This window comes from Guyparkeria sp. SB14A, from assembly GCF_005096345.1.
Lineage (GTDB): Bacteria > Pseudomonadota > Gammaproteobacteria > Halothiobacillales > Halothiobacillaceae > Guyparkeria > Guyparkeria hydrothermalis.
Window position 1 is genome coordinate 1 of the sequence record NZ_SWAW01000028.1, and the last position, 25,584, is coordinate 25,584.

A 25,584-nucleotide genomic window follows, 5' to 3' on the forward strand; every position below is an offset into this window, starting at 1 on the left:
GCGATGTCGGCACTCGAGGCCGCCTGCTTCGCCCGGCGGGCGCCGATGCCCGCCGACGAGTTCGTCGCCACGCGGCGGCGGCTGGCCCGCGGGTTGCCGCGTCACTGGTTCCGGTAGTCGCCCCACCGGGGTTGGTGTAAGGTTAGCCGCAGCGGGACGACCGTCCGCCGCCACGCCACTCACCCGACCCGAGAGACGCAGACGCATGCAGTTGAACGAGATCCGCGCACTGATGGCCGACGACATGCAGGCCGTCGACCGCGTGATCCTGCATCGGCTCGGTTCGGACGTCGCCCTGATCAACCAGCTGGGCAGCTACATCGTCCACTCGGGCGGCAAGCGCTTTCGGCCGTTGCTGCTGATGCTCGCCAGCCGGGCGCTGCGCGGCGAGAAGACGGATGTGGCCGGCTCGGCGCAGCTCGCCGCCGTGGTGGAGTTCATCCACACGGCCACCTTGCTGCACGACGACGTGGTCGACGAGTCCACGCTGCGCCGCGGCCGCGACACCGCCAATGCCCGCTTCGGCAACGCCGCTTCGGTGCTCACCGGCGATTTCCTCTACTCGCGCGCCTTCCAGATGATGGTCGAGGTCGAGCGCCCGCGCGTGATGTCGATCCTCGCCGATGCCACCAACCGCATCGCCGAGGGCGAGGTGATGCAGCTGATGAACATCGGCGATGCCGGGGTGTCCGAGGCGCGCTACATGGACGTGATCGGGCGCAAGACCGCCACCCTGTTCGAGGCCGCCTGCCGGCTGGCCGCGGTGCTCGACGATCGCGACGAGACCACCGAGCGGGCGCTGGGCGACTACGGCTATCGACTGGGCGTGGCCTTCCAGCTGATCGATGACGTGCTCGACTACCGTGGCGACGAGGCGCAGACCGGCAAGCACGTCGGTGACGACCTCGCCGAGGGCAAGCCCACGCTGCCCCTGATCGTCGCCATGGCGCGGGCGGATGCGGCCAGCGCGGAGCTCGTGCGCGAGGCGATCGAGTCGCAGTCGGCCGATCGGATCGACGAGGTGCTCGAAGTAGTTGAACGGACCGGCGCACTCTCGTATACTTCGGCGCTCGCTGAACGCGAGGCCGATGCGGCCAAGCAGGCACTGGGGGTTCTGCCCGACAGTGACCATTCCCGAGCGATGGCCGCCCTGGCGGACATCAGCGTTCAGCGCGACCACTGACGTTTCAGGCGTCGACGGTCTTTCGGAGTGTAGCTCAGCCTGGTAGAGCACTACGTTCGGGACGTAGGGGTCGTAGGTTCGAATCCTGCCACTCCGACCAAATTCCCCGGCCGGGGCCCCGTTTGGGGTCCCGGCCTTTTTGGTTTTGGGGATTCTTGTGGCTCTTGCGACCTTGGAAAAGGCCGTTTTGGCTTATCGAAGGGACAGAGCCCCCTTGGCGTCTTGCCTCGCGAGTTGCAGGTGGTCGGGGCGGAGCGACAGGGAAGTCGCTCCGAGGTTCGTCGCGACAGGACGTCGCGTCGAACCGTACCCGAAAAGCCACCTGCAGCTCGCGAGGCCGGGAGTCTCGCTCTCGAGACTCCCGGGCCCGAAGGGCCAAGGCGCGGGGTGTCCTTCTTTTCGCCCCTTTTCTTGGACAAGCAAGAAAAGGGGCTCGCACGCCCTGCACCGGGCGGTGAGTCGGTCGTCAAGCTCCAGGAGGCGTGCGAAAACGATCCACGCTGGCTTGATCGTTTGGTTAAGAGTCCTGGTGTCGAATGGACGATGCGGCTGGTTTTCGCGCGACCCGCCGAATCGGTGACTCATTCGCGACGGTGTCCATGGTCGCGCGAGTCGATTTTCTTGCTTGTCCAAGAAAACCGACGAAAAGAAGACACCCCGGTGCCTTGGCCCTGTGGGCCTGATCGCCGCGGATTGCATCCGCGACGATCAGCCTCGCGAACGAGGGATTGCGGACGGGTCGGTTCGACGCGACGTCGTGTCCCGCGAACCTCTGGCCGGCGTCCCTGCCGGCCAGACCCTGCAACCCCTCGCTCGCGAGGCAAGGCACAAGGGGAACCCGACCTCCGTTGTCTCGCTGAGGCGCCTGAAAGGGTTCGCGCTCTCGGCGCCCCTTGCCATGCTCATTTCCGACGCTGCAAATCCTTACGGCGTCAATTCCGATTGGAGACCACATGATCCAGTTGAAGTCCGTCTCCCTTCGACGCGGCACGCAGTTGCTGCTCGAGGATGCCGATCTCACCTTGCTGCCGGGCCAGCGCATGGGCCTGGTGGGCAAGAACGGCACCGGCAAGTCCAGTCTGCTGGCGATGTTCGAGGGCGAAATCGCGCCGGATGCGGGCGACATCGAGTGGGCCGGTGGTCAGCGCATGGCGACCGTCGAGCAGGAAACCCCGGCGCTGGAGGCCTCGGCGGTCGACTACGTCCTCGACGGCGATCGTGATTACGCCCGGCTGAATGCCGCGTTGCTCGAGGCCGAGGCCGAGAACGACGGTATGCGGATGGCCGAGATCTACCCCGAGTTCGAGGCGATCGGCGGGTTCACCGCCCGGGCGCGCGCCGCCCGCCTGCTCGACGGGCTGGGCTTTGCGCCGGCGTCGATCGACAACCCGGTCTCGAGCTTCTCCGGCGGCTGGCGCATGCGATTGAACCTGGCGCGCGCCCTGATCGCGCCTTCCGACATCCTGCTGCTCGACGAGCCCACCAACCACCTCGATCTCGACGCGGTGTTCTGGCTGGCCGACTGGTTGGTCAGCTATCCGGGTACCCTGATCGTGGTCTCGCACGACCGCGATTTCCTCGATCACGTCTGCACGCACATCGCGCACATCGAGAACCAGAAGCTCAACCTCTACACCGGGCACTACAGCGACTTCGAGGCGATGCGCGCCGAGCGCCTGGCGCAGAACGCCGCGCTGGCGGACAAGATCGCCAAGGAGCGCGAGCGCCTGCAGGGCTTTATCGACCGCTTCCGGGCCAAGGCGACCAAGGCGCGCGCCGCGCAGAGCCGGGTCAAGGCCCTCGAACGGCTGCCGACCATCGCCGCCAGTCACGCCGACCGCGACGATTTCTCCTTCTACTTCCCCACGCCCAAGCGTGCCCCGGACCCGATGGTCACCCTCGAGGATGTCTCCATCGGCTACGACGGCACGCCGCTGATCGAGGACGTGTCGTTGCAGATCCGCGCCGGCGATCGCATCGGCGTGCTGGGGGCGAACGGCGCGGGCAAGACCACCCTGATCCGCGTGATCGCCGACGGCGGGCCGACCTGGCTCTCGGGCGACCGCTTCGTCGCCCCGGGCGTGCAGGTGGGCTACTACACGCAGCACCAGCTCGATCAGCTCGACCCGCGCGATACGCCCATGGTCGCGCTCGAACGGGTGGCGGAGAAGAGTGGCAGCACGCAGAAGTACCGCGATTTCCTCGGCCGGTTCGGTTTCGTCGGCGACCGCATCTTCGAGTCGATCGAGCCGTTTTCCGGCGGCGAGAAGGCGCGGCTGGCGCTCGCGCTGCTGGTCTGGAAGGCGCCCAACCTCTTGATCCTCGACGAGCCGACCAACCACCTCGATCTCGCCATGCGCGAGGCGCTGGCCGAAGCGCTGCAGACCTTCGAGGGCGCGATCCTGGTGGTCTCGCACGACAAGAGCCTGATCGAGCTGGTCTGTGACCGATTCTGGTGGGTGCGCGACGGCGCCGCCCTGCCGTTCGATGGGGATCTCGACGACTACCGCGAGGCGGTCACCGAGCGGCGCCGCGCCCAGAATCGCGAGGATCGAGGGCAGGCGGCCGACAAGCCCAAGGGGAAGGCCAACAAGAAGGCACCGGCCGACCCGTCCAGCTGGGGCAAGCCGCGCGACAAGGCCTCGCGCGCCAAGGCCAAGGAGCGGCAAAAACGCCTCGATCGCCTCGAGGCCGAGGTCGAGCGCCTGGGCAACCAGCTGGCCGAGATCGACTCGGCCCTGGCCGACCCGGCCCTGTACGACGGCCAGCGGGAGGCCGAGGTCACGCAATGGCAGGCCGAGCGCGCCGAGATCGCCGCCCGACTCGAGACCGCCGAGACCGAGTGGCTCGAGGCGCAGGACGAGGGCTGATCGATCGGGGTGCCGGGCGTTTCCGGGCGGCCGATGCCGGGTCTATACTGCCTCGATAATTGATTGAGGTGATGTCGATTGCGGCCGGTGGTGGATTGCCGGCTGGACACACGGGACAGGCGAACCAGGAGCGCTCGCAGGCATGAACAGGGACGGCCAGTTCGATATCCGCGTGGCCCCCGGGGTGGCCCCGGGGATCGCCTGTGGGCGCGCGCTCGGCGGTCGGCCGTCACAGCAGGATGACCTGATCTGCCTGCACGACGCGCGCGAGGCGACCTCCCTGATGGTGCTGGCCGACGGCATGGGCGGCGACGGTGCCGGCGAGCTCGCCTCGGGCGGGGTCATCCACGCCGCCCGCGAGTTGTGGGACGAGCGGGCCTGGCGCGACCAACCCGGCGCGTTGTTCCTCGAGACCCTCTGCCAGGCCGCGCACGACGAGATACGCCGGCGCAATGCCTGGGTGGCCGCCGAGCCGCACTCGACCATCGTCGCGCTCCTGCTGCGCGACGGGCAGGCCTACTGGGCCCACGTCGGCGACAGCCGCCTCTACCACTTTCGAGGTCGGCGCTGCCTGAGCGTCACCCGGGACCACAGCCTGGCCCGCCTGAAGCTCGAGCGTGGCGAGATCCGCGAGGTCGACCTGGCCCATGACCCAGACCAGCACGTGCTCTTGCGCGGGCTGGGCGGCAGCGAGCCGCCCGAGGTCGAACACGGCTACGCGGCGCCCCGGCCCGGCGACGGCTTTGCCCTGTGCAGCGACGGCATCTGGGAGACCCTGAGCCGCGCCGAGCTCGCCGGGTTGCTGCGCGCCCCGGACCTGTCCGCCGCGCTGCACGACGGGCTTGCCCTGGGTGCCGAACGCGGTGGCGAGGCGGGAGACAACCTCGGCCTGATCCTGGCGCGCTCCGATCGCCCCACCTCGTGGCTGAGTCGCCTGGCCGGGCGACTGTCGCTCACCTGAACCCATTTCTCGACTCACGGCAACCGAACCATGAAGATTTTCGGTGGACGCTCCGATTCCGTAGGGAACCTAATCCGACTCGTCGCGCTCTTGGCGGGGGCGGCAGTACTGGGCGGCTGTGCCCAGCTCAGCGAGCTCGATGCCCGCCTGCAGGGGTTGGCCGACGGTGACGGCAAGGCGGCCGAGTCCCGGCCGGTCGAGGAATCGACCGTCGCCCCGCCGGCCGATCGCCGTTCGCTGGACGCGATCCTCGAGGACCTCCAGCGCGGTGGCTACCCGCGCGGCCGCCGGGATCTGGCCCGGTACCTGGAACGCCACCCCGACGACATGGTGGCCCGGGCCGTGATGCGCCAGCTGACCGCCGACCCCGAGGAGGTGCTCGGTCGTCAGTCGCATTCGTACACGGTGCGCCCGGGCGACTCCTACAGCGCCCTGGCCGCCCGTCACCTCGGCGATGCCGGGTTGTTCCTGATCCTCGCTCGCTACAACGGCTCGGAAAATCCCTCCGACCTGCGCGTCGGCGAAACCCTGCGCCTGCCGGGACCGGCGCGCTCCACCCGGGCCGAGCCGACGGCGTCGGCGGACGACGGCCAGCCGGCACGCCGGCAGCTCGACCGCGCCCCGATGCCGTCACGCCAGACGGCCGCGGCACTGGCCTTGCCGGACGCCCCCTTGCCGTCGTTCCAGTCGAGCGGTGTGGGACGTGACGCGAACGCGTCGGCCGCGTCGTCCGAGGAGGGGGACAGCCGTGCCGAACGGCTGCAGGACGAGGGGCTTGCCCTGCTCGCCGACGATCGGCCCGAGGCCGCGCTCGAACGGTTCGAGGCCGCGCTGGCCGAACAGGAGGGCATCGAGCCGGCCGCCAGCCGGGCGCCCGCGTTGCGCGAACGGCTGGTGGACGAGTACCACGAGCGGGCCATCCTGCGCTATCGCAACCAGCAACTCGACGAGGCGATCGCGCTGTGGGATCGGGTGCTGGCGATCGATCCGACCTTCGAGCCGGCCCGCACCTACCGGGCGCGTGCCCGCGAGCTGCAGCGGCGCGTCGACCAGTTGTAACGACGCGCCCTGGGGTTGTTGCGGGGGTTACCGCGGGGCGTCGGTCGGCGCCTCGCCCGAGGTATCACTCGGCTCGATCACGCGCGTCGGGTCGGTGTCGGTGGGCGGTGTCGGCGGGTCGGTCGACGCGGCGGGCTCGCGCCGGGAGAGCGATTCGCTCATCAGGTTGAAGGCCGTGAACAGGCGGCCGAACTCGTCGCGCCGCACCAGCCGGATGCGATGACCGGTCTCGCCGCGGGCCACCCGCATCAGCGCATCGCGCAGCACGTCGAGCGGGGCGAGCAGGCGGCGGAACAGCCACCACGCCGCGCCCAGGACCACCACCAGCGTCGCCAGCAGGGCGGTGATCATCGCCATCAATGTCGTCTGGTTCGCCGCCTCGAGGGGGTGGCTGTCCACCCCCAGGCGCAGCGTGCCGATCGGGTGCGCCTGGTAGCGGATGGGTACGTCGAACAGGAGCAGGGACTCGTCGGTTTCGCTCGAGGCCAGCGTGCCGTGGTGGCTCGCGATGCCGTCGTCGAGATGGCGTTGCCCGGCCTCGGGGAAGGCGGGCAGTCTCGCGCCCACTTCCTCGCCGCGGGCGCTTGCGATCACCTGACCTTCGCGGTTGGCAACGGCCAGATAGCGGATCTGGTCGTTGCGACGCATGTCCTCGACCAGCGCGCGCACGGCAACCCGGTCGTTGAGCAGCAGGTCCTCGGCGGTTTCCTGGGCGATGGTGCGCCCCAACGAGGCGCCGAAGTCCAGAGCCAGGCCGGTGAGTGCCTGGTCCTGCTTGACGTAGACCGAGCCCAGGCCGGTGAGCAGCGTGACGGCGAGGATGCCGCCGAGGATCGCGGCCCAGCGCACCCGCATCGGCAGGATGCGGGTGGCGATCGGGTCGGCCCGCAGGCGCTCGAGCTCGCGCCGGGCGTGGCGCAGGTCGTCGATCACCTCGTGGGCGTGCTGGTAGCGCTGGTTGGCATCCGATTGGAGCAGGCTGCGGGTGATCTCCAGCAGCACCTCGGGCGTCCCCGGCTCGCGCGGGATCAGCGCGGGCTGGGGGTTGTCGTGGCGCTCGGCCATCAGCCGGTCGATCTCCGACTCCCGCCACGGCTTGTCCCCGGTCAGGAGCCAGAACAGCAGCACGCCCAGGGAAAACAGGTCGCTGCGCCCGTCGGTGGCCGCGCCGCGCAGTTGCTCGGGCGACATGTAGGCCGGGGTGCCGGCGACCATGCCGTCATGGTGCTCGTCGCCCTCGGGCAGGCGCGCCACGCCGAAATCGTTGACCTTGGCGTGGGTCCAGCCCTCGACCAGGATGATGTTGTCGGGCTTGATGTCCTGGTGGACCACGCCGTGCCGGTGGGCGAATTCCAGGGCGGCGGCGATCTGTCCGACCAGGTCGATGACCACCGGTATCGAGGGGAAGCCCTCTGCGGCAACCCGGTCGGCCAGCGTGTCGCCGCGCAGGCGTTCCATGGCGATGTAGGGTCGACCGTCCGCCTCGCCGACGTCGTAGATGGTGACGATATTGGGGTGCGTGAGCGTGCCGGCGGCGCGCGCCTCGGTGAGAAAGCGGCGCCGGTAGGCGTCGTCGCGTGCCACCTCGTCCTTGAGGCACTTGATCGCCAGGTGGCGATTGATGCTGGGGTCGAAGCCGGCGTAGATGATCGACATCGCGCCCTCCCCGAGGACTCCCTCGATGCGATAGCGGCCGATGGTCGTCGGGGTCTCGCGGGCCGTCACGGCCGACTCAGTTCCAGATCAGGGAGAAGGCGAGCGCCATGGCGGCGAGCAGCAGGGCGCCGACCAGCCAGTGGCGCGGTCCGATGCGGCCCTCGCCGGCCTCACGGGTGAGGAACACGAACGCCGCCTGGCCGAGGCGCACGCGATCGCCGTGCTTGAGGGTCGCCTCGTGCACCCGCTGGTCGTTGACGAAGGTGCCGTTGGTGGACAGCATGTTCATGATCACGTGGTGGCCCTGCTGGTTGAGGATCCACGCGTGCGAGGAGGAGACACTGGGCTCGTCGAGGACGATGTCGTTGTCCTCGCGCCGGCCGATGGTCTGCCGCCCGGCCCGCAGGGTGAACCGTCGCCCCTCGATTCCCTCGCTCGTGCCCTCGAGGATCGGTTCGGCCACCGACGCACGCTCGTTGCCCTGCGGCTGGGCGGCCTCGGCCTTCTGGCGCATCTCGTCGGCCTGGAAGAGCATGGTGCCCTGCGGGCCGGCCGATCGGTTCGGGCGGTGATGGGGAGTGGAGCGGGCATCCTGCGCGTCGCGGCCTTCCATGTCGTCTCCTCGCAAAGTGAGTTGGGCCACCATCATAGCCCAGAGCACCGTGGTTGCCAGATGCGCGCCGCTTGGGAAATCCTGCACGAATGCCATGCCGCTCGGGCTCGGCGACTCGTTCGTGATCAAGGCACGCAAGCGGTATGGCATTGGGGCAGAGTGTCCCTTGTGAACCTCCCCGCCGGATCACGGTCCATCTCCCGTCAGTCACATTGTCATAATCCGGTAGCCTGACGGGTTCAGCATGCCGCTACCGATAACCCGCGAGACCCGATCATGGACCTGTTGCTCATTCGACACGCCGCCGCGCAGGATCGCGAGGCCTTTGCCCGCGAGGGGCACCCCGACATCGAGCGCCCGCTGACCAAGCGCGGCATCGAGCGCATGCAGATGGCGGCGCGCGGCCTGACCACCATGGCCCTGCCGATCGAACGGTTGGTGACCAGCCCGGCGGTGCGCGCCGTGCAGACCGCCGAGATCGTCGCGCCCGGCCTCGAGCAGCGCCGGGTCGAGCAGGAGGGGGTGTTCGCCCCCGACGCGCCGATCGGTGCGGCGGTCGAATGGCTGCGCAAGCAACCCCGCGTCGACGGGATGGCCGTGGTCGGCCACGAACCGAGCCTCGGTCAGTTGGCCGAATGCCTGATCGCCGGCCGCCCGTCGGGCAACCTGCCGATGAAAAAGGGCGGCATGATCCTGATCCGCTTCGACAACGCGGTCGGTTACGGCAACGGCAAGCTCGTCTGGGCCCTGCCGCCGGCGGTGTTGCGGGCGTTGGCGGACTGACGCAAGAAATCAGAATTGAGCGTTGAGAGGTTAGCGGCTGCCTTTCTGACTTCTGACCTCTCCATTTCTGCCCTCTCTATTCGACACCCCACTTCTGCAACCGGTAACGCAGCTGGCGCAGGGTCATGCCCAGCTGGCGGGCGGCCTCGCTGCGGTTCCAACGGGTCTGCTGCAGGGCGGTGAGCACGTTGCGCTGCTCGTCGGTCTCCGGGATGAAGCCGGGGCAAGCGGCCAGCGCCGAGGCGGGTTCCTCCTCGCCGGTCATCATCGGGTGCGGCGCGACGGCCTCCTCGGTGATCCGATCGCCGTCGGTCAGGGCCATGGCCCGTTCGAGCAGGTTCTCCAGTTCGCGCACGTTGCCCGGGAACGGTTGCGCCGCCAGTGTTTGAAAGACCGCCGGGTCGATCGACGGCACCGGGCGCGCGTCGCGCGCGGCCAGCCGGGCGACGATCGTCGTGGACAGCGCCGGCAGGTCGTCGAGGCGTTCGCGCAGCGGCGGCACGCGCAGGCCGATCACGTTGAGACGGAAGAACAGGTCCTGGCGAAAGCGTCCCGCCTCCACCGCCTGGTGAAGGTCCTGGTGCGAGGCCGAGACGATGCGCACGTCCACCGGCACCTCCTCGGTGCCGCCCACCGGCCGCACCCGGCGCTCCTGCAGTACCCGCAGCAGGGAGACCTGCAGCGGCAGCGGCAGCTCGGCGATCTCGTCGAGAAACAGCGTGCCGCCCTCGGCGGCGCGAAACAGGCCCGGTTTGTCGCGGGTCGCGCCGGTGAACGAGCCCTTGTGGTGGCCGAACAGCTCGGATTCGATCAGTTCGCCGGGGATCGCGCCGCAGTTGACCGGCACGAACGGCCCGCCCGCGCGGCTGCTGTGCGCGTGGATCTCGCGGGCGACCAGCTCCTTGCCGGTGCCGGACTCGCCCTGGATGAAGATTGGCGCCTGCGAACGGGCCAGCCGGCCGATCATCTCGCGCAATTGGCGCATGGCGCGTGACTGGCCGATCAGGGACGAGTCACTGCCATCCGTCTCGGCGGCGGGTGTCGTCGAGGGCCGGGCGGGCTGCAGGTTGCGTGCATCGCGCAGCAGGCGCCGCAGGGTGTCCTGCTCGATCGGCTTGTTGATGAAGTCGAAGGCGCCGGCCTTGAGTGCGCGCACCGCGGCCTCCACCTGGCCATGCGCGGTGATCACCGCCACCGGCAGGTCGGGGCGCTGGCGGCGGATCTCGTCGACCAGGTCCAGCCCGTTGCCGTCGGGTAGACGCATGTCGGCCAGACACAGGTCGATCGCCTCGCCCTGCCGGTCGAGCTGCTCGCGGGCCTCGGCCAGGTCGGCGGCCTCCAGCGTGGGCACACCCTCGCGTTTCATGAACAGGGCGACCAGCGTGCGGATGTCCGGCTCGTCGTCCACGATCAGGCAATACGCCATCGGTCTCATTCCCTTGCTTGTGTCGTTGCCGGCTCGCTCGGCCCGGTCTCGTCCGCCCGGGCTTCGTCTCCCCACGCTCCTTCTGCCCCGGCCCCATCCGCCATGGGCAGGCACAGCCGGAAGCAGTTGCCCGCGGTGTCGGCGGTGGGTTCGACCAGGGTCAGCTCGCCCCGGTTGGCCAGGGCCAGTTCGCGCGAGACGAACAGGCCCAGCCCGGTGCCCTGCGAGTGCGTGGTGTAGAACGGCTCGAACAGGGCATCGCGCTCGGCGGCCGGGATGCGCGGGCCGTTGTCGCAGAGCTGGACCTGCCAGCGCCCGTGGGCCGCGGTCACCCGCAGCCGGATCGCCAGTTGCCCGTCCGCGGGGCGTCCGTGGCGTTCGGCATTGTCACAGAGATTGTCCATCACCTGCCACAGGTGGGTCGTGTCGACCTGGGCCGGGGCGCGCTCGACATCGGCATCCAGTTGGATCGTGAACGCTTCGCCGGCGGCCCGCCAGGCCTCGCGACGTCGCTCGGCGAAGCGCGCCAGCCAGTCGACCAGGTCGACGTCCTGCGTGTGGACCACCGGGGCGCGGGCCGCGCCCAGCACGTCCTCGACCAGTCGATTGATGCGGTCGCTGTGGCGCGTGATCATCCCGGTCAGCTGCTCGCGTTCCTCCGCGGTATCGGATTCCGGCAACAGCTCGGCGGCCTGCCGGATCGAGGAGAGCGGGTTTCTCACCTCGTGGGCGATCGAGGCGATCAGCCGGCCCAGCGCGGCGAGCTTGTCGCGCCGCACGCGCTCGTCCTCGGCGGAGAGGTCCAGTAGCACGATCAGGGCACGCGGGCCCAGCGCGGTCTCGATGCGGTGGAACTGCGCGCGCAGGCGGCGCGGCTGGTCGAAGTCCTGCTGTTGGCCGCCGTGGCCGGCGTGCCAGGCCCGCAGGGCATCGCAGACACCGGGGTGCAGGTCCGGCAGGCGGTGGTCGTTGGCCAGGTCGGCCGCGCCGCGCTCGCCGAGCATCTGGCGCGCGGCGGCGTTGATGTACTCGATCCGCCCGTCCGGGTCGGAGACGATGATGCCGTTGTCGGTCTGCTCGATGACCCGCAGGGCCAGTTCCGAGAGATAGCGCACCTCGCGCTCGCGGGCGTGGCTCTGGTGCTCCCAGAGCGCGGCGCGGCGCTCGAAGGCGATCACCAGCACGGTGATCAGCAGCAGCGCCGCGCCCAGAAAGCCGGAGTTGGTCAGGTGGTTGGCGTCCGTCTGCGTCCACGAGGCGTAGATCGCCTCGCCGAGGACCAGCAGCACGCCGACCGCCGCGTAGCCGATCGCCGCCCGCCCGCCGTGCAGCACCGCCGCGATGCCGATGGCGATCACCAGGGCGAGCGCGATCGGGCCCTCCGGCCCGCCCGAGGCGTGGGCGATCAGCATCAGGCAGGCGAGATCGCCGGCGGTGTGTAGGTGGGCCTGCGGGCGGAACGGCAGGATGCGCAGTTCCAGCAGCCACTCGAAGGCCATGGCCAGGAACAGGTAGGCCCAGGCGGTGACCATGAACAGCGAGGCATCCGCCTGGCCGAAGACGGCCGGGCCGCGACCAGTCAGGGCCGCGGCGGTCAGGGCCAGGGCGAGCAGCAGGCGATAGGCGTTGGCGAGCCGCAGCCCGCGCCAGTTCTCCGTGCCGGCCGGCTGGATCATTCCGACTCCCGCCGCCCTGGCTTGCGACCTGATTCGGCCCGCGCGTCGGCCCAGGCCTGGGCGTGCTCCCAGCTGCAGAAGTCATGGCCCTCGCGGCGCACCGCCTTGTCCTCGGGCACGAACACGCCGCAGTGGGCGCAGCGCACCGATTCCAGCGAGCGGGTCTCGGTCGACTCGTCGGCCTGTTGTTCGGCCCGCAGGCGGTTGGCCTGGCGGATGGCGAAGAACAGGCCGATGACGAGCGCGACGATGAGCCAGAACAGCAGCTTGAGCATTGGGGCGGACCGGGACGGATGAACAGGGAATAATCGGGCGGGTGACGGCCGAGAGTATCGCATGCCGTCGACCGCCCCGGCGGAGCGGACCCCCGGCGCGGGACGGTCGCCGTCACGACTGGGTCAGGCCTTGCCCAAGTCGCTGATCAGCGACTGCTGGGCATTGAACGGCTTCTCGCCCTTGGCCGGCGTGATGCGGCGATAGTCGCCCGCCGCGGTCAACTCCCAGGCGCCGGTGTTGTCGGCGAGATAGCGGTCGAAGGCCTCGTCGATCACCCGGGCGCGGATTTCCGGGGTGTCGACCGGGAAGGCGGTCTCCACCCGGGCGAAGAAGTTGCGCGGCATCCAGTCGGCACTCGAGAGGAACAGCTCCTCGTCGCCGTCGTTGTGGAAGTAGAACACCCGCGGGTGCTCGAGGAACCGGCCCATCACCGAGCGCACGTGGATGTTCTCGGACACGCCCGGGATGCCCGGCTTGAGGCAGCAGACCCCGCGGACGACCAGCTCGATGGTCACCCCGGCCTGCGAGGCCTCGTAGAGCGCCTCGATCACGCGCTTCTCGATCAGCGCGTTCATCTTGGCGCGGATGCGCGCCGGCCGGCCGTTGCGGGCGTGTGCCGTCTCGCGGCGGATGCGTTCGAGCATGCCGTCGTGCAGGGTGAACGGCGATTGCAGCAGGCGCTTTAAGTGGATGCCGCGGCCCAGGCCCGTCAGCTGCATGAACAGCTTGTTGACGTCCTCGCCGACGAACCGGTCGTCGGTCATCAGGCCGAAGTCGGTGTACAGCCGCGCGGTGCCCGGGTGGTAGTTGCCGGTCCCGAGATGCACGAAGCGCTTGAGGCGGTTGCCGTCGCGGCGGACCACCAGCGCCATCTTGGCGTGGGTCTTGTAGCCGACGATGCCGTAGGCGACGTAAGCGCCGGCCTTCTGCAGCCTTGTCGTGATGTTGATGTTGGCCTCTTCGTCGAAACGCGCGCGCAACTCGACCACCGCGGTGACCTCTTTGCCGGCGCGCGCCGCGCTCTCGAGCGCGTCGACGATGGCCGAGTCCTTGCCGGTGCGGTAAAGCGTCATCTTGATCGCCACCACCCGCGGGTCGGTGGCCGCCTGGCGGATGAACTCCACCACCGGCATGAACGACTGGTAGGGGTGATGCAGCAGCACGCTGCCCTGCTGCTCGATGGTCTCGAAGATATTGCGGTCCGGATCGAAGTCCGCCTCGAGGCGCGGCGTGAACGGCGGGTCCTTGAGCTCGGGGCGGTCGATCAGGCCCGGCAGGGCCATCAGTCGGTGCAGATTGACCGGACCGTGGACCTGGAACACCTGGCGTTCCTCCAGCGCGAAGCGCTCGCAGAGGAACTCGATCATGTCCGCCGGGCAGTTGTCGGCCACCTCGAGGCGCAGGGCATCGCCGTAGTTGCGCTCGAACAGCCCACCCTGCAGGGTCTGCAGCAGGTCGTCATCGTCGTCGACGTCCACGGACAGGTCGCTGTTGCGGGTGACACGGAACTGGTAGCAGCCGGTGACGGTCATCCCGGGGAACAGCTCGTGGACGTGGGCGTGGATCACCGAGCTCAGGAACACGAAGCCGGCCGGTCCGCCGGCGGCGTCCTCGTCCATCTGGATGATGCGCGGCAGGGCGCGCGGTGCCTGCACGATCGCCAGCCACGCCTCGCGGCCGAAGTCGTCGTTGCCTTCCAGCGAGACGATGAAGTTGAGCGACTTGTTGAGAATCCGCGGGAAGGGATGCGACGGGTCCAGGCCCAGCGGGGTCAGCAGCGGCAGCAGCTCGCGGCGGAAGTACTGCTTGACCCACAGCGCCTGCGCCTCGGTCCAGTGCGTACGGCGCAGGAAGTGGATGTTCTCCTTGGCCAGCGCCGGGATGATCTCGCGGTTGAGCGTCTCGTACTGGTCGTGGACCAGGGCATGCGCCTGTTCGAGCACGAGGTCGAGCTGGGTCTGCGGCGAGAGCCCGGCGTCGTCCGGGCGGCTGATGCCGGCGCGGATCTGCTGGGTGAGCGTGCCGACGCGCACCTCGAAGAACTCGTCGAGGTTCGACGAGGAGATGCAGAGAAACTTGAGCCGCTCGAGCAGCGGCACGTTACGGTCCTGCGCCAGCTCGAGCACGCGGCGGTTGAAGCCGAGCAGGCTCAGTTCGCGGTTGATGAACGGCAGGGCTTTCTCGTCGGTGGTTGTCATTATTCTGCAACGTAAAGTCGGTTAGAGTATGCGCATTTGGGCAGCCAGTCCTTGCGTCTGGCGGTCGCCCAGTCTGCCCGGTGGGCATGACAGGGCCGTTACGGCCTTGACGACCGGCCACCCCTGCCACGAGTAAACCCTAGCAACCGGGTCGAGACAAGCCGCTTCAAGGAGATCCCGAGCAAATGAGCGAGAAAGACACGCCCAACCTGACGCCGCACACCCTGACCCGTTACGACGACGATCTCGGCGCGCTGCGGTCGCTGTTGATGAACATGGGCGGGGTAGCCGAGCAGCATTTCGACGACGCGCTCGCCTACCTGCTCGACGGGGACGCCGAGCGCGGCCGCGTGGCCATGGAGCAGGACTACGAGATCGACCGTCTCGAGACCTCCATCGACGAACTGGCCATCCACATCATCGCCCGCTACGCGCCCACCGCCAGCGACCTGCGCGCGATCATGGCAATCGTCAAGGCGATCACCGACCTCGAGCGCATCGGCGACAAGTCCGAGAAGCTCGCGCGCATCGCCGAGGAAGTCGGGCCGACCCTGCAGCAGACGGCCTTCTCCACCCATTTCCGCGTGATGGGGCGGATCGTCAAGGGCATGCTGCACGACGCGCTCGACGCCTTCGTCCGCCAGGATTGCGTCGCCGCCGAGGAGATCATCCGCCGCGACACGCACGTCAACCACGAGTACAACGCCGTCCACGAGGTGCTGCTCGAGTACATGGCAAACAACCCGCAGAATGTCGACCTGAGCCTGCGGATGCTCTACTGCATGCGCGCGATCGAGCGCATCGGCGACCACTGCGCCAACATCGCCGAGTACGTCATCTTCCAGCAGCGCGGCGTGGGCGTCTGCCGCCAGAGCCGTGTCGACGACAAGGAACGCACCCAGATCTGAGGGCGTGCCAGCCCGGTCGACGGGCGGGAACGAGACGGGCCGGCATCATGCCGGCCCGTTTTGCGTTCAGCTGCCGTCATGCTCGACGCCCTGCCGTCGTCTCGAATCGTCGACGTCGCCGGTGATGGTCTCGGCCTCGTTCTCCGGGTAGGGCAGCTTGAGGTGCCCGTAGCGCAACAAGAGCACCGTGCCGGCCAGGATCAGCATGGTCGCGCCGACCGCCATCATCTTCCAGGCCTCGAGGTCCTTCACCTCCAGCACCAGGTAGCGCGCCAGCGCGATGATGCCGATGTAGATCGGGAAGCGGATCGGCAGCCGTCCGGTCTGCAGGTAGGCGCCGATCATCGCCAGCACCTCGAGGTACAGGAACAGCAGCAACAGGTCGGCGAGCGTGACGCGCCGCGCCTCGATCATCTCGGCGATGTCTTGGCCGGCGGCGATGAAGGTGGCGATCAGGATCACCACCAGGCCGACGAGCTCCAGCCCCCTGACCACGCGGTGAACCGGTGGCCCCAGACGAAATTGCTGCATGCTAGCCTCTCCTCGTGTGTCGGCGGCCCAGCCTGGTTCGGCCAGGCCCGGGCCGTCCGTTCCGTTGCGCCAACTGTAACCGCTTGGCGCGCGAACATTGATGATATCCGCTCACGACTCGACAACGAGCTTGCCCATGCCGCGAACCCGTCTCACCCTCCCGCAACCACGCATTGGTCTGGGGCTCGCCGCCCTGGGTCGTCCCGGCTACATCAACCTCGGCCACGGCGAGGACATGCCCGACGGTCGGGACGTCGAGGCCATGCGCGCGCACTGCCACGCCATGCTCGAGACCGCCTGGCGGCATGGCATCCGCTACGTCGATGCCGCGCGTTCCTACGGTCGGGCCGAGGCGTTCCTGGGCGACTGGCTGGCCGGTCGACCGGCCGACGAGCGTCCCGTGGTGGGCTCGAAGTGGGGCTACACCTACACGGCCGGCTGGCAGGTGGATGCCGACGTTCACGAGGTCAAGGAGCACAGTCGCGAGGTGCTCGACCGCCAGTGGGGCGAGACCCTGGAGGCACTCGGCTTCCCGCCGGCGCTCTACCAGATCCACTCGGCCACGCTCGACTCGGGCGTGCTGGACAACGCCGCCGTGCTCGACCGCCTGGGCGAGCTGCGCGATCAGGGCGTGGCCATCGGTCTGACCACCAGCGGTCCGGCACAAGCCGAGACCCTGGCTCGGGCGATGGCGGTCGAGATCGACGGTCGCCCCCTGTTCGACGCCGTGCAGGCGACCGCCAACCTGTTCGAGCCTTCGGTGCTAGGTCAACTCGAGCAGGCGTCCCAAGCCGGCATGGCCGTGATCATCAAGGAGGCGGTGGCCAACGGTCGGCTGACCGCGCGCAACGACCGGGCCGGGGACGCATCGGCCCTGCAGACCCTGGATGCGGTGGCCGGGCGGCATGGCGTGGGCCGGGATGCGCTGGCGATCGGCTGGCTGCTGGACCACCCGTTCGTCGACATGGTGCTGTCCGGCGCCGGCAGCGAGGCGCAGCTGGCCGCCAACCTCCGGGCGTTGGACGTTACCCTCGCGCCGGCGGACCGCGAAGCGCTGGCCGGGCTGGCGGAGCGCCCCCAGGACTACTGGCGGACCCGCGGCGGGTTGGACTGGAACTAACACGATCAACTGGTTGGTTGAATGATGATTAGCGCATGTTCTTTGGAATCAAAAACCTGAATGGATCCGGGGGTTGTTTTCCGAGGGCAACGGCGAGATGGTTAGCTCGCTAATAAATAAACCCAAAATGCTTATGGGTTCTCCGCCCAAGCAAGGAGTGGACTCGTATGTTGACCGAATGGATGAGAGACACGCGCAACCTGGCCGGCAGCGCGCTGCTGGCGATGGCGACCACCGGGCTGATCGCCGGCCCGGCGATGGCCGAGGACGACAATCCGCCCGACAAGGCGCCGGACTCGATGCTCTACGACATGCCGCAGAAGGTCGCCGATGACGTCTGGTCGGCGATCGGCGCGACCCAGCCCTACACCTACGAGAACTCGCTGCACAACAACAACCTCTCGTTCGTAATCGGCGAGGACGCGGTGCTGGTCATGAACGCCGGCGCCTCCTACCAGCTCGCCGAGGCGCTGCACGAGGAGATCAAGAAGCGCACCGACGTGCCGGTCAAGTACGTGGTCAACGAGAACGGCCAGCTGCACGCGGCCATGGCCACCGGCTACTGGATCGACCAGGGCGCCGAGGTGATCGCGCACGTCGATGCCGCCGAGTACTACGACAACCACAAGGCCGATTACCTCGACACGCTCCAGCGCATCGCCGAGGAAAAGGCCGAAGGCACCGACGAGGCGGTCTCCGTCAGCCGGACCTTCGAGGACCGCATCGAGCTCGACCTGGGTGGCATGACCGCCGAGGTGATCTACTTCGGCGAGGCGCACTCCCCGGGCGATATCTCGGTGGTCATCCCCGAGCGCGACGTCGTGATTGCCGGCGACATGGCCTTCAACATCCGCATGCTGCCGATCTTCGAGTACACCGACACGGCCGCCTGGCTGGAGACCTGGCCGAAGTTCGCCGAGGTCGCCGAGGGCAAGACCATCATCCCGGGCCACGGCGGGCCGACCGACCTGGAGACGGTCGAGCATTACACCAAGGACTACCTGACCTTCCTGCGCACCGAGATTGGTCGGCTCATCGACGAGGGTGGCACGCTGCAGGATGCCTACGAGCTTGACCAGAGCCAGTTCTCGCACTGGCACACCTTCGACGAGCTCGCCGGCCAGAACGCCGGGCGCGTCTTCCAGAAGATGGAATTCGAGTTCTGATCGACCGACGAGCCGTCGATCCGTCGAGGCCGCCCCGGGGCAACCCGCGGGCGGCTTTCTTTTGGTTCATCGCACTTTGCCGTGAAAAGCGGCTCGGATCTTCAGGAAGAAGTAGTCAGTGTCCCGGTAGCCGTAGGCCATCCGCTTGATGACTTTGATGCGGTTGTTCATGCCCTCGAGCACGCTCGTATTCAGTCGGTGGGTCGCACTGGCGACAATGCCGTGCAGGTATCGACCGAGGACGCTGGCAAAGTGCTTGAGTGGCTTGATGGCGCTCTGGTCGACTAATGCCTTCCAGTCCTCCCATCGAGATCTGGCCTCGTCTTCCGACGGGGCATACCAGATCTCCTTCAACTGCTCCTTGAGGACGTAGACCGTCATCAACGGGGCGTTGGCTTCCAGCAGCGTGTCGAGTCGCTCCTGCTGCCTGCCGTCGAGATTGACTCGATTGCGAAGCAGCAGCCAGCGGCTGCGCTTGACCGCCCGGTAGGCCGGGCGGTCCTCCCGAATCGCCTTGGCCTGATCAACGCGGACCCGGTCGATCACCTCCCGGCCGAACTTGGCCACGACGTGGAACAGGTCGTAGACAATCCGGGCATTGGGGCAGTGGGCTTGGACCTCGAGGTCGAAGGCCGTGTTCATGTCCATGGCAACCGCTTCGATCTGGTGACAAGCCTCCGGCCCCAACCACTCGAAGAAGGGACGAATGGCGGCTCGGCTGCGTCCCTCGCCGATCCAGAGGATCTGCCGCCGGTCGGCATCCATGACGACGGTGGCGTAGTGATGCCCTTTGTGAAGGGCAAACTCGTCCATCAGAAGTCGTCTGATACCGCTGCGGTCCGGCTCGGGCACCTCACGGCGCAGCCGTTGGTGATCCAGGGCCCGGATCGTGTGCCAGTGCAGACCGAGCAGCTGTCCTACGTGGTGAAGCGACGCGAAGCGGGACAACGCCTCGACCCAGTCGACCATGGCCTGGGTCAGGTGCCGCCGCCCGGCCAGCCAGTCGATCCGCTCCCGGCGAGGGCCGCATTGCGGGCAGCGAAGACGCCGAACCGGCACGTCGAGCCAGACACGGTAATGAGCGAAGTTGCGTTCTCGAACTCGCCGACGGTGAACATCATGGACCAGGTGAGTGCCGTGATCGCAACCACTGCAGACGGGAATGACATCGGGATCCGGGACGAGCCGGATGTGGAGCTGGTCCGAGGCCTTCACCTCGTAGGAATCGACACGAAAGCCTTTCCAGAACAGGGCGGACAGATTAGCCTCGGACATGGCGGCAGCCTCCTTGCGGCTTTGGATTCATTTGATTGGTCTCAAACAAATCTAGCCTGAGGAGCTGCCGTCATTTTTGTGCGGGTTTCACGCGGAAGTGCGAAGAACCTTTCTTTTGCCCGCCCGCTTGGAACCGTGATGTCGATGGGCTTTACTGTTAAGGAAACTTTGCACGATTCGGTAGCGTCTCTGCGGGACCGCCAAGGGCCCAGTTGCAAGGCGCAGCCCGCCGTGAATGGCGGATGTCCTTTACAAGGACTGCAACGCCGCAAATGGGTCCTTGGCGGCCCGCCCGGATGGGGCTTGCGGGTTTGCCCGCCCTCGGCGTTGCCGCCCCTCGCCGGGCAACGAGCCCGCCTTCGGCACGGCGCCTTGATTACGAACAAACCCGCAAGCCAGAGGCGCCATCGAATCGTGCAAAGTTTCCTTAAAGGTCTGCCATCGCGCTCAAGGAGGAAACGACCATGCGCCGATTGATGCTGGGTCTGTTGTTCGTGCTGCTGCCGGGGCTGGCGGCCGCCACCGACGTGCCGCGTCCGGACGATTCACGATCGCTGCAGGGCCTGGAGGAGGCACGCATCCTCTGGGACGTGACGGCCGCCGAACCCGACACGTTGCTCGCGCGCCTGGGCGTGATCGAGCAGACCTGGCGCGATCTCGAACGCCAGGGCGTGACGCCGCGCATGGTGTTCGGCTTTCGTGGCGGCTCGGTCCGGCTGCTGACCCGCGATGCCGCCGAGCGCGACATCGAGCATGCCCAGACCATCCTGCAGATCCAGTCGAAGCTGGCCGAGCTGGCCCGGCTCGATGGCGTGGAGCGCATGGAGGTCTGCTCGATCGCCAGTCGCCGCTCGGGCATCACCCAGGCCGATCTGGTCGAGCCGCTGGTCGAGGTGGGCAACACCTTCGTCACCGCCGCGGCCTACGCCCAGCGGGGCTACACCAAGATCAAGATCGACTGACCGCCCGTGGATGACGCCCTGCGCGAGGCACTCCGCGCCCAGTTGCTCGAGAGGCGCGAGGCGTTGCGAGAACGGCTGAGCGGCAGTGACGAATCCACCGAGCGGGTGGAAATCGACAGCGCGTGCCAGAGCAAGGAGAGTCAGCTGTCGCGCACCGAGTCAGCGCAGGTGCGGGAAATGGCTCGGGCGCTCCGCGCCCGTTGGAAACGCGAACTCGGCCGCGTCGACGGCGCCTTGCGACGGATAGAAAACGAGGAGTACGGCAACTGCTTTGTCTGCGGGGAACCCATTCCCGCCCGTCGACTCCAAAACGATCCCAGCGTGACGCGCTGCGTCGAATGCGCTGAAGACGAATAGCCACCGATCAGGAGAGATTCGATGAAACGCACGCATACCCTGTTGGCCAGTGCCATGGCCGTGACCCTGTGCCAGCCCGTGCTGGCGGAAACGGCGCCGGAGGGGCTGTATTCCATGGATGCCCTGATCGGCGCCGACGTCTTTCTGGCCACCGATCGCAACCGCGAGGTAGGCGAGGTCGAGGACGTGCTCGTGGCCGAGAACATGAAGGTCCACGGGCTGGTGGTCGAGCTGGACGACGACCTCGATGGCGTCGGCAATGACGACTACCGCTTCGTCGAGGTGCGGCAGTTCTCGGTGGCGACGCGCTCCGGCGACCGGCTCGATCGCGTCTCCTACGCCGTGTTCCTCAACGAGGACCTCGACCAGGTGCGCGACTACCCGCGCGTCGACAACGACTGGTGGGCCCAGACCAAGGAGGCCGCGGCCAACATCTGGTCGAACACCAAGTCCGGCGCCTCCAGCGCCTGGCAGGCGACCAAGGACACCACCTCCAACGTCATCGACAAGACCAAGGAAACCACCCGCGACGTGCTCGAGAGCCTGCAGCGCACGCTCGAGTAATCCCCGTGGGAGCGAGCCTCGCTCGCGAAACGCGCCGTGGGCGCGTGTCCCGGCGTGGGTGGTCTCGCCCGAATTGATTCGCCGGCATGCCGTTTGGCGGGACAGCCGCTGAGGCGGCTTTCGCGGGCAAGGCCCGCTCCCACAATCGGATGCCCCGGGGCACATGCCCCTTAAGGTCGGGCTTCAGCCCGACGTCGGCCACCGGGCCGACTTCCCCTCGGGGTGGTCAGGCCGTTGCCGGCGCCAGCATCCGCTTGAGGTAATGGCCGGTGTACGAACCCTCGACCTCGGCGACCTGCTCGGGCGTGCCCGAGGCGATGATGCGCCCGCCGCCGGAGCCGCCCTCGGGGCCGAGGTCGACGATCCAGTCGGCGGTCTTGATCACGTCGAGGTTGTGCTCGATCACGATCACGGTGTTGCCGTGGTCGCGCAGGCGGTAGAGCACACGGAGCAACTGGGCGACGTCCTCGAAGTGCAGGCCGGTGGTCGGCTCGTCGAGGATGTAGAGGGTGTGGCCGGTGTCGCGCTTGGCCAGCTCGCGTGACAGTTTCACCCGTTGCGCCTCGCCGCCGGAGAGCGTGGTGGCGTTCTGCCCCAGCTTCACGTAACCCAGCCCGACGTCCATCAGGGTGGTCAGCTTGCGGTGCAGGCTGGGTACCGCCTCGAAGAACGCGGCCGCCTCCTCGATGGTCATTTCCAGCACGTCGGTGATGGTCTTGCCCTTGTAGCGGATGTCGAGCGTCTCGCGGTTGTAGCGCGCGCCGCCGCAGACGTCGCAGGGTACGTACACGTCCGGCAGGAAGTGCATCTCGACCTTGATCACGCCGTCGCCCTGGCAGGCCTCGCAGCGCCCACCCTTGACGTTGAACGAGAACCGCCCCGGCGTGTAGCCGCGCGAACGGGCCTCCTGCGTGCCGGCGAACAGGTCGCGGATGGTGGTGAACAGGCCGGTGTAGGTCGCCGGGTTGGAGCGCGGGGTGCGTCCGATCGGCGACTGGTCGATGTCGATCACCTTGTCGAGCTGATCGATCCCGTGGATGGTCTTGTACGGGGAGGCGGTCGCGCTGGCCCGGTTGAGCTGGTGGGCGCAGATCTTGTAGAGCGTGTCGTTGATCAGCGTCGACTTGCCCGAGCCGGACACGCCGGTGATGCAGGTGAACAGCCCCAGCGGGACGTGCAGCGGGTCACCGGCCAGATTGTGGCCGGTCGCGCCCTCGAGCGTGAGCATCTTCTCCGGGTCGGCGCGATGGCGCTCGGGCACGGCGATCTCGCGCTTGCCGGAGAGGTACTGGCCGGTGAGCGAGTCCTGGTTGGCCTCGATCTCTTGCGGGGTGCCCTGCGCGACCACCTGGCCGCCGTGCGCGCCGGCGCCCGGGCCGATATCGAGCACGAAGTCGGCCGCGCGGATCGCGTCCTCGTCGTGCTCGACCACGATCACCGTGTTGCCCAGATCGCGCAGGTGGGTGAGCGTGCCCAGCAGGCGATCGTTGTCGCGCTGGTGCAGGCCGATCGACGGCTCGTCGAGGATGTAGGACACGCCCACCAGCCCCGAGCCGATCTGGCTCGCCAGTCGGATGCGCTGCGCCTCGCCGCCCGAAAGCGTCTCGGCGCTGCGGTCGAGCGACAGGTAGTTCAGGCCGACGTCGTTGAGGAACTTCAGCCGCGCGCGGATCTCGCGCACGATCGGGGTGGCGATCTCGCCGCGGGCGCCCTCCAGTGCCAGCTCGTCGAAGAAGCCGGCTGAGTGGCCGATCGACCAGCGGGTCACCGTCGGCAGGTTGTAACCGTCGATGAACACGTGCCGCGCGGCGCGGTTCAGACGCGTGCCGTGACAGCTGGGGCAGGCCTGTTCGGAGATATAGCGCGCCAGTTCCTCGCGCACCGCCTGCGACTCGGTCTCGCGGTAGCGGCGCGACATGTTCGGCAGCACGCCCTCCCAGGGATGCGTGCGCTCCTTCGCCTGACCGCGCGGGCCGATGTAGGTGAAGGCGATCTTCTCCTTGCCCGACCCGTGCAGGACGATCTCGCGCAGATCCTCGGACAGCTCCTCCCACGGGGTCTCGAGGTCGAACTCGTAGTGGCGGGCCAGCGACGAGAGCAGCGCATGGTAGTAGGCATTGCGCCGGTCCCAGCCGCGCACCGCGCCGGCGGCCAGTGACAGCTCGGGGTTGATGATCACCTTCTGCGGGTCGAAGAACTGCTTCACGCCCAGCCCGTCGCAGCTGGGGCAGGCGCCGACCGGGTTGTTGAAGGAGAACAGCCTGGGTTCCAGCTCGCCCAGCGAGTAGCCGCACTTGGGGCAGGCGTGCTTCGAGGAGAAGACGTGCTCCTCGTCGGAATCCATCGAGACCACCATCGCCTGCCCGTCGGCCAGTCGCAGCGCGGTCTCGAAGGACTCGGCCAGACGTAATTGGAGGTCGTCGCGCACCTTGAAGCGGTCGACCACCACCTCGATGGTGTTCTTGGTCTTGGGATCGAGGGTCGGGATCTCGTCGATCTCGTAGACCGTGCCGTTGATGCGCACCCGCAGAAAGCCCTGCGACTGCCATTCCTGGAACAGCTTGTGGTGCTCGCCCTTGCGGTTCTCGATCACCGGCGCGAGCAGCAGCCACTTCGAGCCTTCCGGCAGGTCCATGACGTGGTCGACCATCTGCGAGACCGTCTGCGCGGTCAGGTCGATGTCGTGCTCCGGGCAGCGCGGGATGCCGGCACGGGCATACAGCAGGCGCAGGTAGTCGTAGATCTCGGTGACCGTACCCACCGTCGAGCGCGGGTTGTGCGAGGTGGTCTTCTGCTCGATCGAGATCGCCGGCGACAGGCCCTCGATGGTGTCGACGTCGGGCTTGTCCATCATCGACAGGAACTGGCGCGCGTAGGCCGACAGCGACTCGACGTAGCGGCGCTGGCCCTCGGCGAAGATCGTGTCGAAGGCGAGCGACGACTTGCCCGAGCCGGACAGGCCGGTGAAGACGATCAGCTTCTCGCGTGGCAGGTCGACATCGATGTTCTTGAGGTTGTGCGTGCGGGCACCGCGAATGCGGATAAACGGATCGGCCATGGTGTGCGATTGTCGCTCGATTGAATGGACGTCGCTCGCGGCGAAGAGGCGTGCTCCCCGCCGCGAACGGAACCGGTCATTGTAGTCGAAAGGGGGGAGATCTCATTGACCTGCCAGGCGGTTAGATGAATCGCGCCGGTGAGTGGTCCCCCTCTTCCCGGATGCTCAAGGAAACGCTGCACGATTCGATGGCGTCTCTGGCTCGCGGGTTTGTTCGCAAGCAAGGCGCCGGGCCGAAGACGGGCTTGTTGCCCGTCGAGGGATGGCAACGCCGAGTGCGGACAAACCCGCAAGCCCCATGTGGGCGGGCCGCCAAGGACCCATTTGCCGCGTTGCAGTCCTTGTAAAGGACATCCGCCATTCACGGCGGACTGCGCCTTGCAACTGGGCCCTTGGCGGTCCCGCAGAGGCGCTATCGAATCGTGCAGCGTTTCCTTTATAGTGACGGTTTGGCCGACGACGCGACCGGTCGGCAGGAACCAGTAAGGAGTGTGAATATGGCGAGCCGCGGTGTGAACAAGGCAATCATCATCGGCAACCTCGGGGTTGATCCGGACGTGCGCTACCTGCCGTCCGGCGGCCAGGTCACCAACATCCGCGTGGCCACCTCCGAGCAGTGGCGCGACAAGACCACCGGTGAGAACCGCGAGAACACCGAGTGGCACCGCATCGTCTTCTTCGGCAAGCTCGCCGAGATCGCCGGCGAGTACCTGAAGAAGGGCAGCCAGGTCTACATCGAAGGTCGCCTGCAGACCCGCAAGTGGCAGGGCCAGGACGGCCAGGACCGCTACACCACCGAGATCGTCGCCAACGAGATGCAGATGCTCGGCGGCCGTCCGGGTGCCGGTGGCGGCCAGGGCGGCGGCTACGGCGGCGGTCAGGCCAGCCAAGGTGGCCAGGGTGGCTACGGTGGTGGCGGTTACGGCGGTGGTGCCGCGGCCG

Annotated in this window: 21 protein-coding genes and 1 tRNA gene; 13 read left to right on the forward strand and 9 right to left on the reverse strand. The window is 67.9% G+C overall.

Annotated elements, in window-relative coordinates; genetic code table 11:
* Window positions 1–205: 205 nt before the first annotated feature.
* From FAZ79_RS09490 to FAZ79_RS09510, 5 genes are all read left to right on the forward strand, one after another.
* Window positions 206–1,183, forward strand: coding sequence for a polyprenyl synthetase family protein (locus FAZ79_RS09490; protein WP_136867733.1), 978 nt, complete (start codon window positions 206–208; stop codon window positions 1,181–1,183).
* A gap of 23 nt (window positions 1,184–1,206) precedes the next feature.
* A tRNA-Pro gene (locus FAZ79_RS09495) sits at window positions 1,207–1,283 on the forward strand.
* Window positions 1,284–2,136: 853 nt separating this feature from the next.
* On the forward strand, window positions 2,137–4,053 hold the full coding sequence (locus tag FAZ79_RS09500) for an ATP-binding cassette domain-containing protein (RefSeq protein ID WP_136867734.1): 1,917 nt from the start codon (window positions 2,137–2,139) through the stop codon (window positions 4,051–4,053).
* Window positions 4,054–4,195: 142 nt separating this feature from the next.
* The gene (locus FAZ79_RS09505; protein ID WP_136867735.1) at window positions 4,196–5,014 is read left to right on the forward strand and encodes a protein phosphatase 2C domain-containing protein; all 819 of its coding nucleotides are present in this window, start codon (window positions 4,196–4,198) and stop codon (window positions 5,012–5,014) included.
* Window positions 5,015–5,104: 90 nt separating this feature from the next.
* A complete protein-coding gene (locus FAZ79_RS09510) occupies window positions 5,105–6,073 on the forward strand; it encodes a LysM domain-containing protein (RefSeq protein ID WP_211238832.1) in 969 nt (322 codons plus the stop codon).
* A gap of 27 nt (window positions 6,074–6,100) precedes the next feature.
* Here the strand turns inward: FAZ79_RS09510 and FAZ79_RS09515 are convergent, their stop codons facing one another.
* Both FAZ79_RS09515 and FAZ79_RS09520 read right to left on the reverse strand, forming a co-directional pair.
* Window positions 6,101–7,798 carry a protein kinase gene (locus FAZ79_RS09515; RefSeq protein WP_136867736.1) on the reverse strand — a complete coding sequence of 566 codons (1,698 nt, stop codon included), beginning with the start codon at window positions 7,796–7,798 and terminating at the stop codon, window positions 6,101–6,103.
* 7 nt (window positions 7,799–7,805) lie between these two features.
* Complete coding sequence (locus FAZ79_RS09520) at window positions 7,806–8,342, reverse strand: FHA domain-containing protein (RefSeq protein WP_211238833.1); 537 nt, start codon at window positions 8,340–8,342, stop codon at window positions 7,806–7,808.
* A gap of 276 nt (window positions 8,343–8,618) precedes the next feature.
* Between FAZ79_RS09520 and sixA the strand changes: the two genes are divergently transcribed.
* On the forward strand, window positions 8,619–9,125 hold the full coding sequence (sixA, locus tag FAZ79_RS09525; protein WP_136867737.1) for a phosphohistidine phosphatase SixA: 507 nt from the start codon (window positions 8,619–8,621) through the stop codon (window positions 9,123–9,125).
* A gap of 76 nt (window positions 9,126–9,201) precedes the next feature.
* Here sixA and FAZ79_RS09530 read toward each other — a convergent pair whose 3' ends face one another.
* From FAZ79_RS09530 to ppk1, 4 genes are all read right to left on the reverse strand, one after another.
* Window positions 9,202–10,551, reverse strand: coding sequence for a sigma-54 dependent transcriptional regulator (locus FAZ79_RS09530; protein WP_136867738.1), 1,350 nt, complete (start codon window positions 10,549–10,551; stop codon window positions 9,202–9,204).
* A 5-nt stretch (window positions 10,552–10,556) separates the two neighbouring features.
* Window positions 10,557–12,227, reverse strand: coding sequence for an ATP-binding protein (locus tag FAZ79_RS09535; protein ID WP_136867739.1), 1,671 nt, complete (start codon window positions 12,225–12,227; stop codon window positions 10,557–10,559).
* Window positions 12,224–12,502, reverse strand: a complete 279-nt coding sequence (locus FAZ79_RS09540) for a PP0621 family protein (RefSeq protein WP_136867740.1) — start codon at window positions 12,500–12,502, stop codon at window positions 12,224–12,226. Before FAZ79_RS09540 ends, FAZ79_RS09535 begins: the two co-directional genes overlap by 4 nt.
* A 123-nt stretch (window positions 12,503–12,625) precedes the next feature.
* Window positions 12,626–14,701 (reverse strand): polyphosphate kinase 1, encoded by a 2,076-nt coding sequence (gene ppk1 / locus FAZ79_RS09545; RefSeq protein WP_136867741.1) that lies wholly within the window; start codon window positions 14,699–14,701, stop codon window positions 12,626–12,628.
* Between the two features lie 185 nt (window positions 14,702–14,886).
* Between ppk1 and phoU the strand changes: the two genes are divergently transcribed.
* Window positions 14,887–15,609, forward strand: coding sequence for a phosphate signaling complex protein PhoU (gene phoU / locus FAZ79_RS09550; RefSeq protein ID WP_136867742.1), 723 nt, complete (start codon window positions 14,887–14,889; stop codon window positions 15,607–15,609).
* Window positions 15,610–15,675: 66 nt separating this feature from the next.
* Here phoU and FAZ79_RS09555 read toward each other — a convergent pair whose 3' ends face one another.
* Window positions 15,676–16,140 (reverse strand): phosphate-starvation-inducible PsiE family protein, encoded by a 465-nt coding sequence (locus FAZ79_RS09555; protein WP_136867743.1) that lies wholly within the window; start codon window positions 16,138–16,140, stop codon window positions 15,676–15,678.
* A 136-nt stretch (window positions 16,141–16,276) separates the two neighbouring features.
* On the opposite strand from FAZ79_RS09555, the gene FAZ79_RS09560 reads away from it, so the two are divergent.
* Both FAZ79_RS09560 and FAZ79_RS09565 read left to right on the forward strand, forming a co-directional pair.
* The gene (locus FAZ79_RS09560; RefSeq protein ID WP_136867744.1) at window positions 16,277–17,260 is read left to right on the forward strand and encodes an aldo/keto reductase; all 984 of its coding nucleotides are present in this window, start codon (window positions 16,277–16,279) and stop codon (window positions 17,258–17,260) included.
* A gap of 167 nt (window positions 17,261–17,427) precedes the next feature.
* Window positions 17,428–18,426, forward strand: coding sequence for an MBL fold metallo-hydrolase (locus FAZ79_RS09565; protein ID WP_211238834.1), 999 nt, complete (start codon window positions 17,428–17,430; stop codon window positions 18,424–18,426).
* Window positions 18,427–18,492: 66 nt separating this feature from the next.
* On the opposite strand, the gene FAZ79_RS09570 is transcribed toward FAZ79_RS09565, so the two are convergent.
* Entirely contained in the window at window positions 18,493–19,701 is a 1,209-nt protein-coding gene (locus tag FAZ79_RS09570) for an ISL3 family transposase (protein WP_136867745.1), read from the reverse strand.
* Window positions 19,702–20,165: 464 nt separating this feature from the next.
* On the opposite strand from FAZ79_RS09570, the gene FAZ79_RS09575 reads away from it, so the two are divergent.
* Genes FAZ79_RS09575 through FAZ79_RS09585 form a run of 3 tightly spaced genes read left to right on the forward strand, consistent with a single transcriptional unit; the run spans window position 20,166 to window position 21,584 of the window.
* Window positions 20,166–20,663 carry a hypothetical protein gene (locus FAZ79_RS09575; protein ID WP_136867746.1) on the forward strand — a complete coding sequence of 166 codons (498 nt, stop codon included), beginning with the start codon at window positions 20,166–20,168 and terminating at the stop codon, window positions 20,661–20,663.
* A 6-nt stretch (window positions 20,664–20,669) separates the two neighbouring features.
* Window positions 20,670–21,020 (forward strand): TraR/DksA family transcriptional regulator, encoded by a 351-nt coding sequence (locus FAZ79_RS09580; protein ID WP_136867747.1) that lies wholly within the window; start codon window positions 20,670–20,672, stop codon window positions 21,018–21,020.
* Between the two features lie 21 nt (window positions 21,021–21,041).
* A complete protein-coding gene (locus FAZ79_RS09585; protein WP_136867748.1) occupies window positions 21,042–21,584 on the forward strand; it encodes a PRC-barrel domain containing protein in 543 nt (180 codons plus the stop codon).
* A 226-nt stretch (window positions 21,585–21,810) separates the two neighbouring features.
* On the opposite strand, the gene uvrA is transcribed toward FAZ79_RS09585, so the two are convergent.
* On the reverse strand, window positions 21,811–24,642 hold the full coding sequence (gene uvrA, locus FAZ79_RS09590) for an excinuclease ABC subunit UvrA (protein ID WP_136867749.1): 2,832 nt from the start codon (window positions 24,640–24,642) through the stop codon (window positions 21,811–21,813).
* Window positions 24,643–25,139: 497 nt separating this feature from the next.
* Between uvrA and ssb the strand changes: the two genes are divergently transcribed.
* The coding region (gene ssb / locus FAZ79_RS09595) for a single-stranded DNA-binding protein (protein WP_136867750.1) at window positions 25,140–25,584 on the forward strand (445 nt) is incomplete at its 3' end.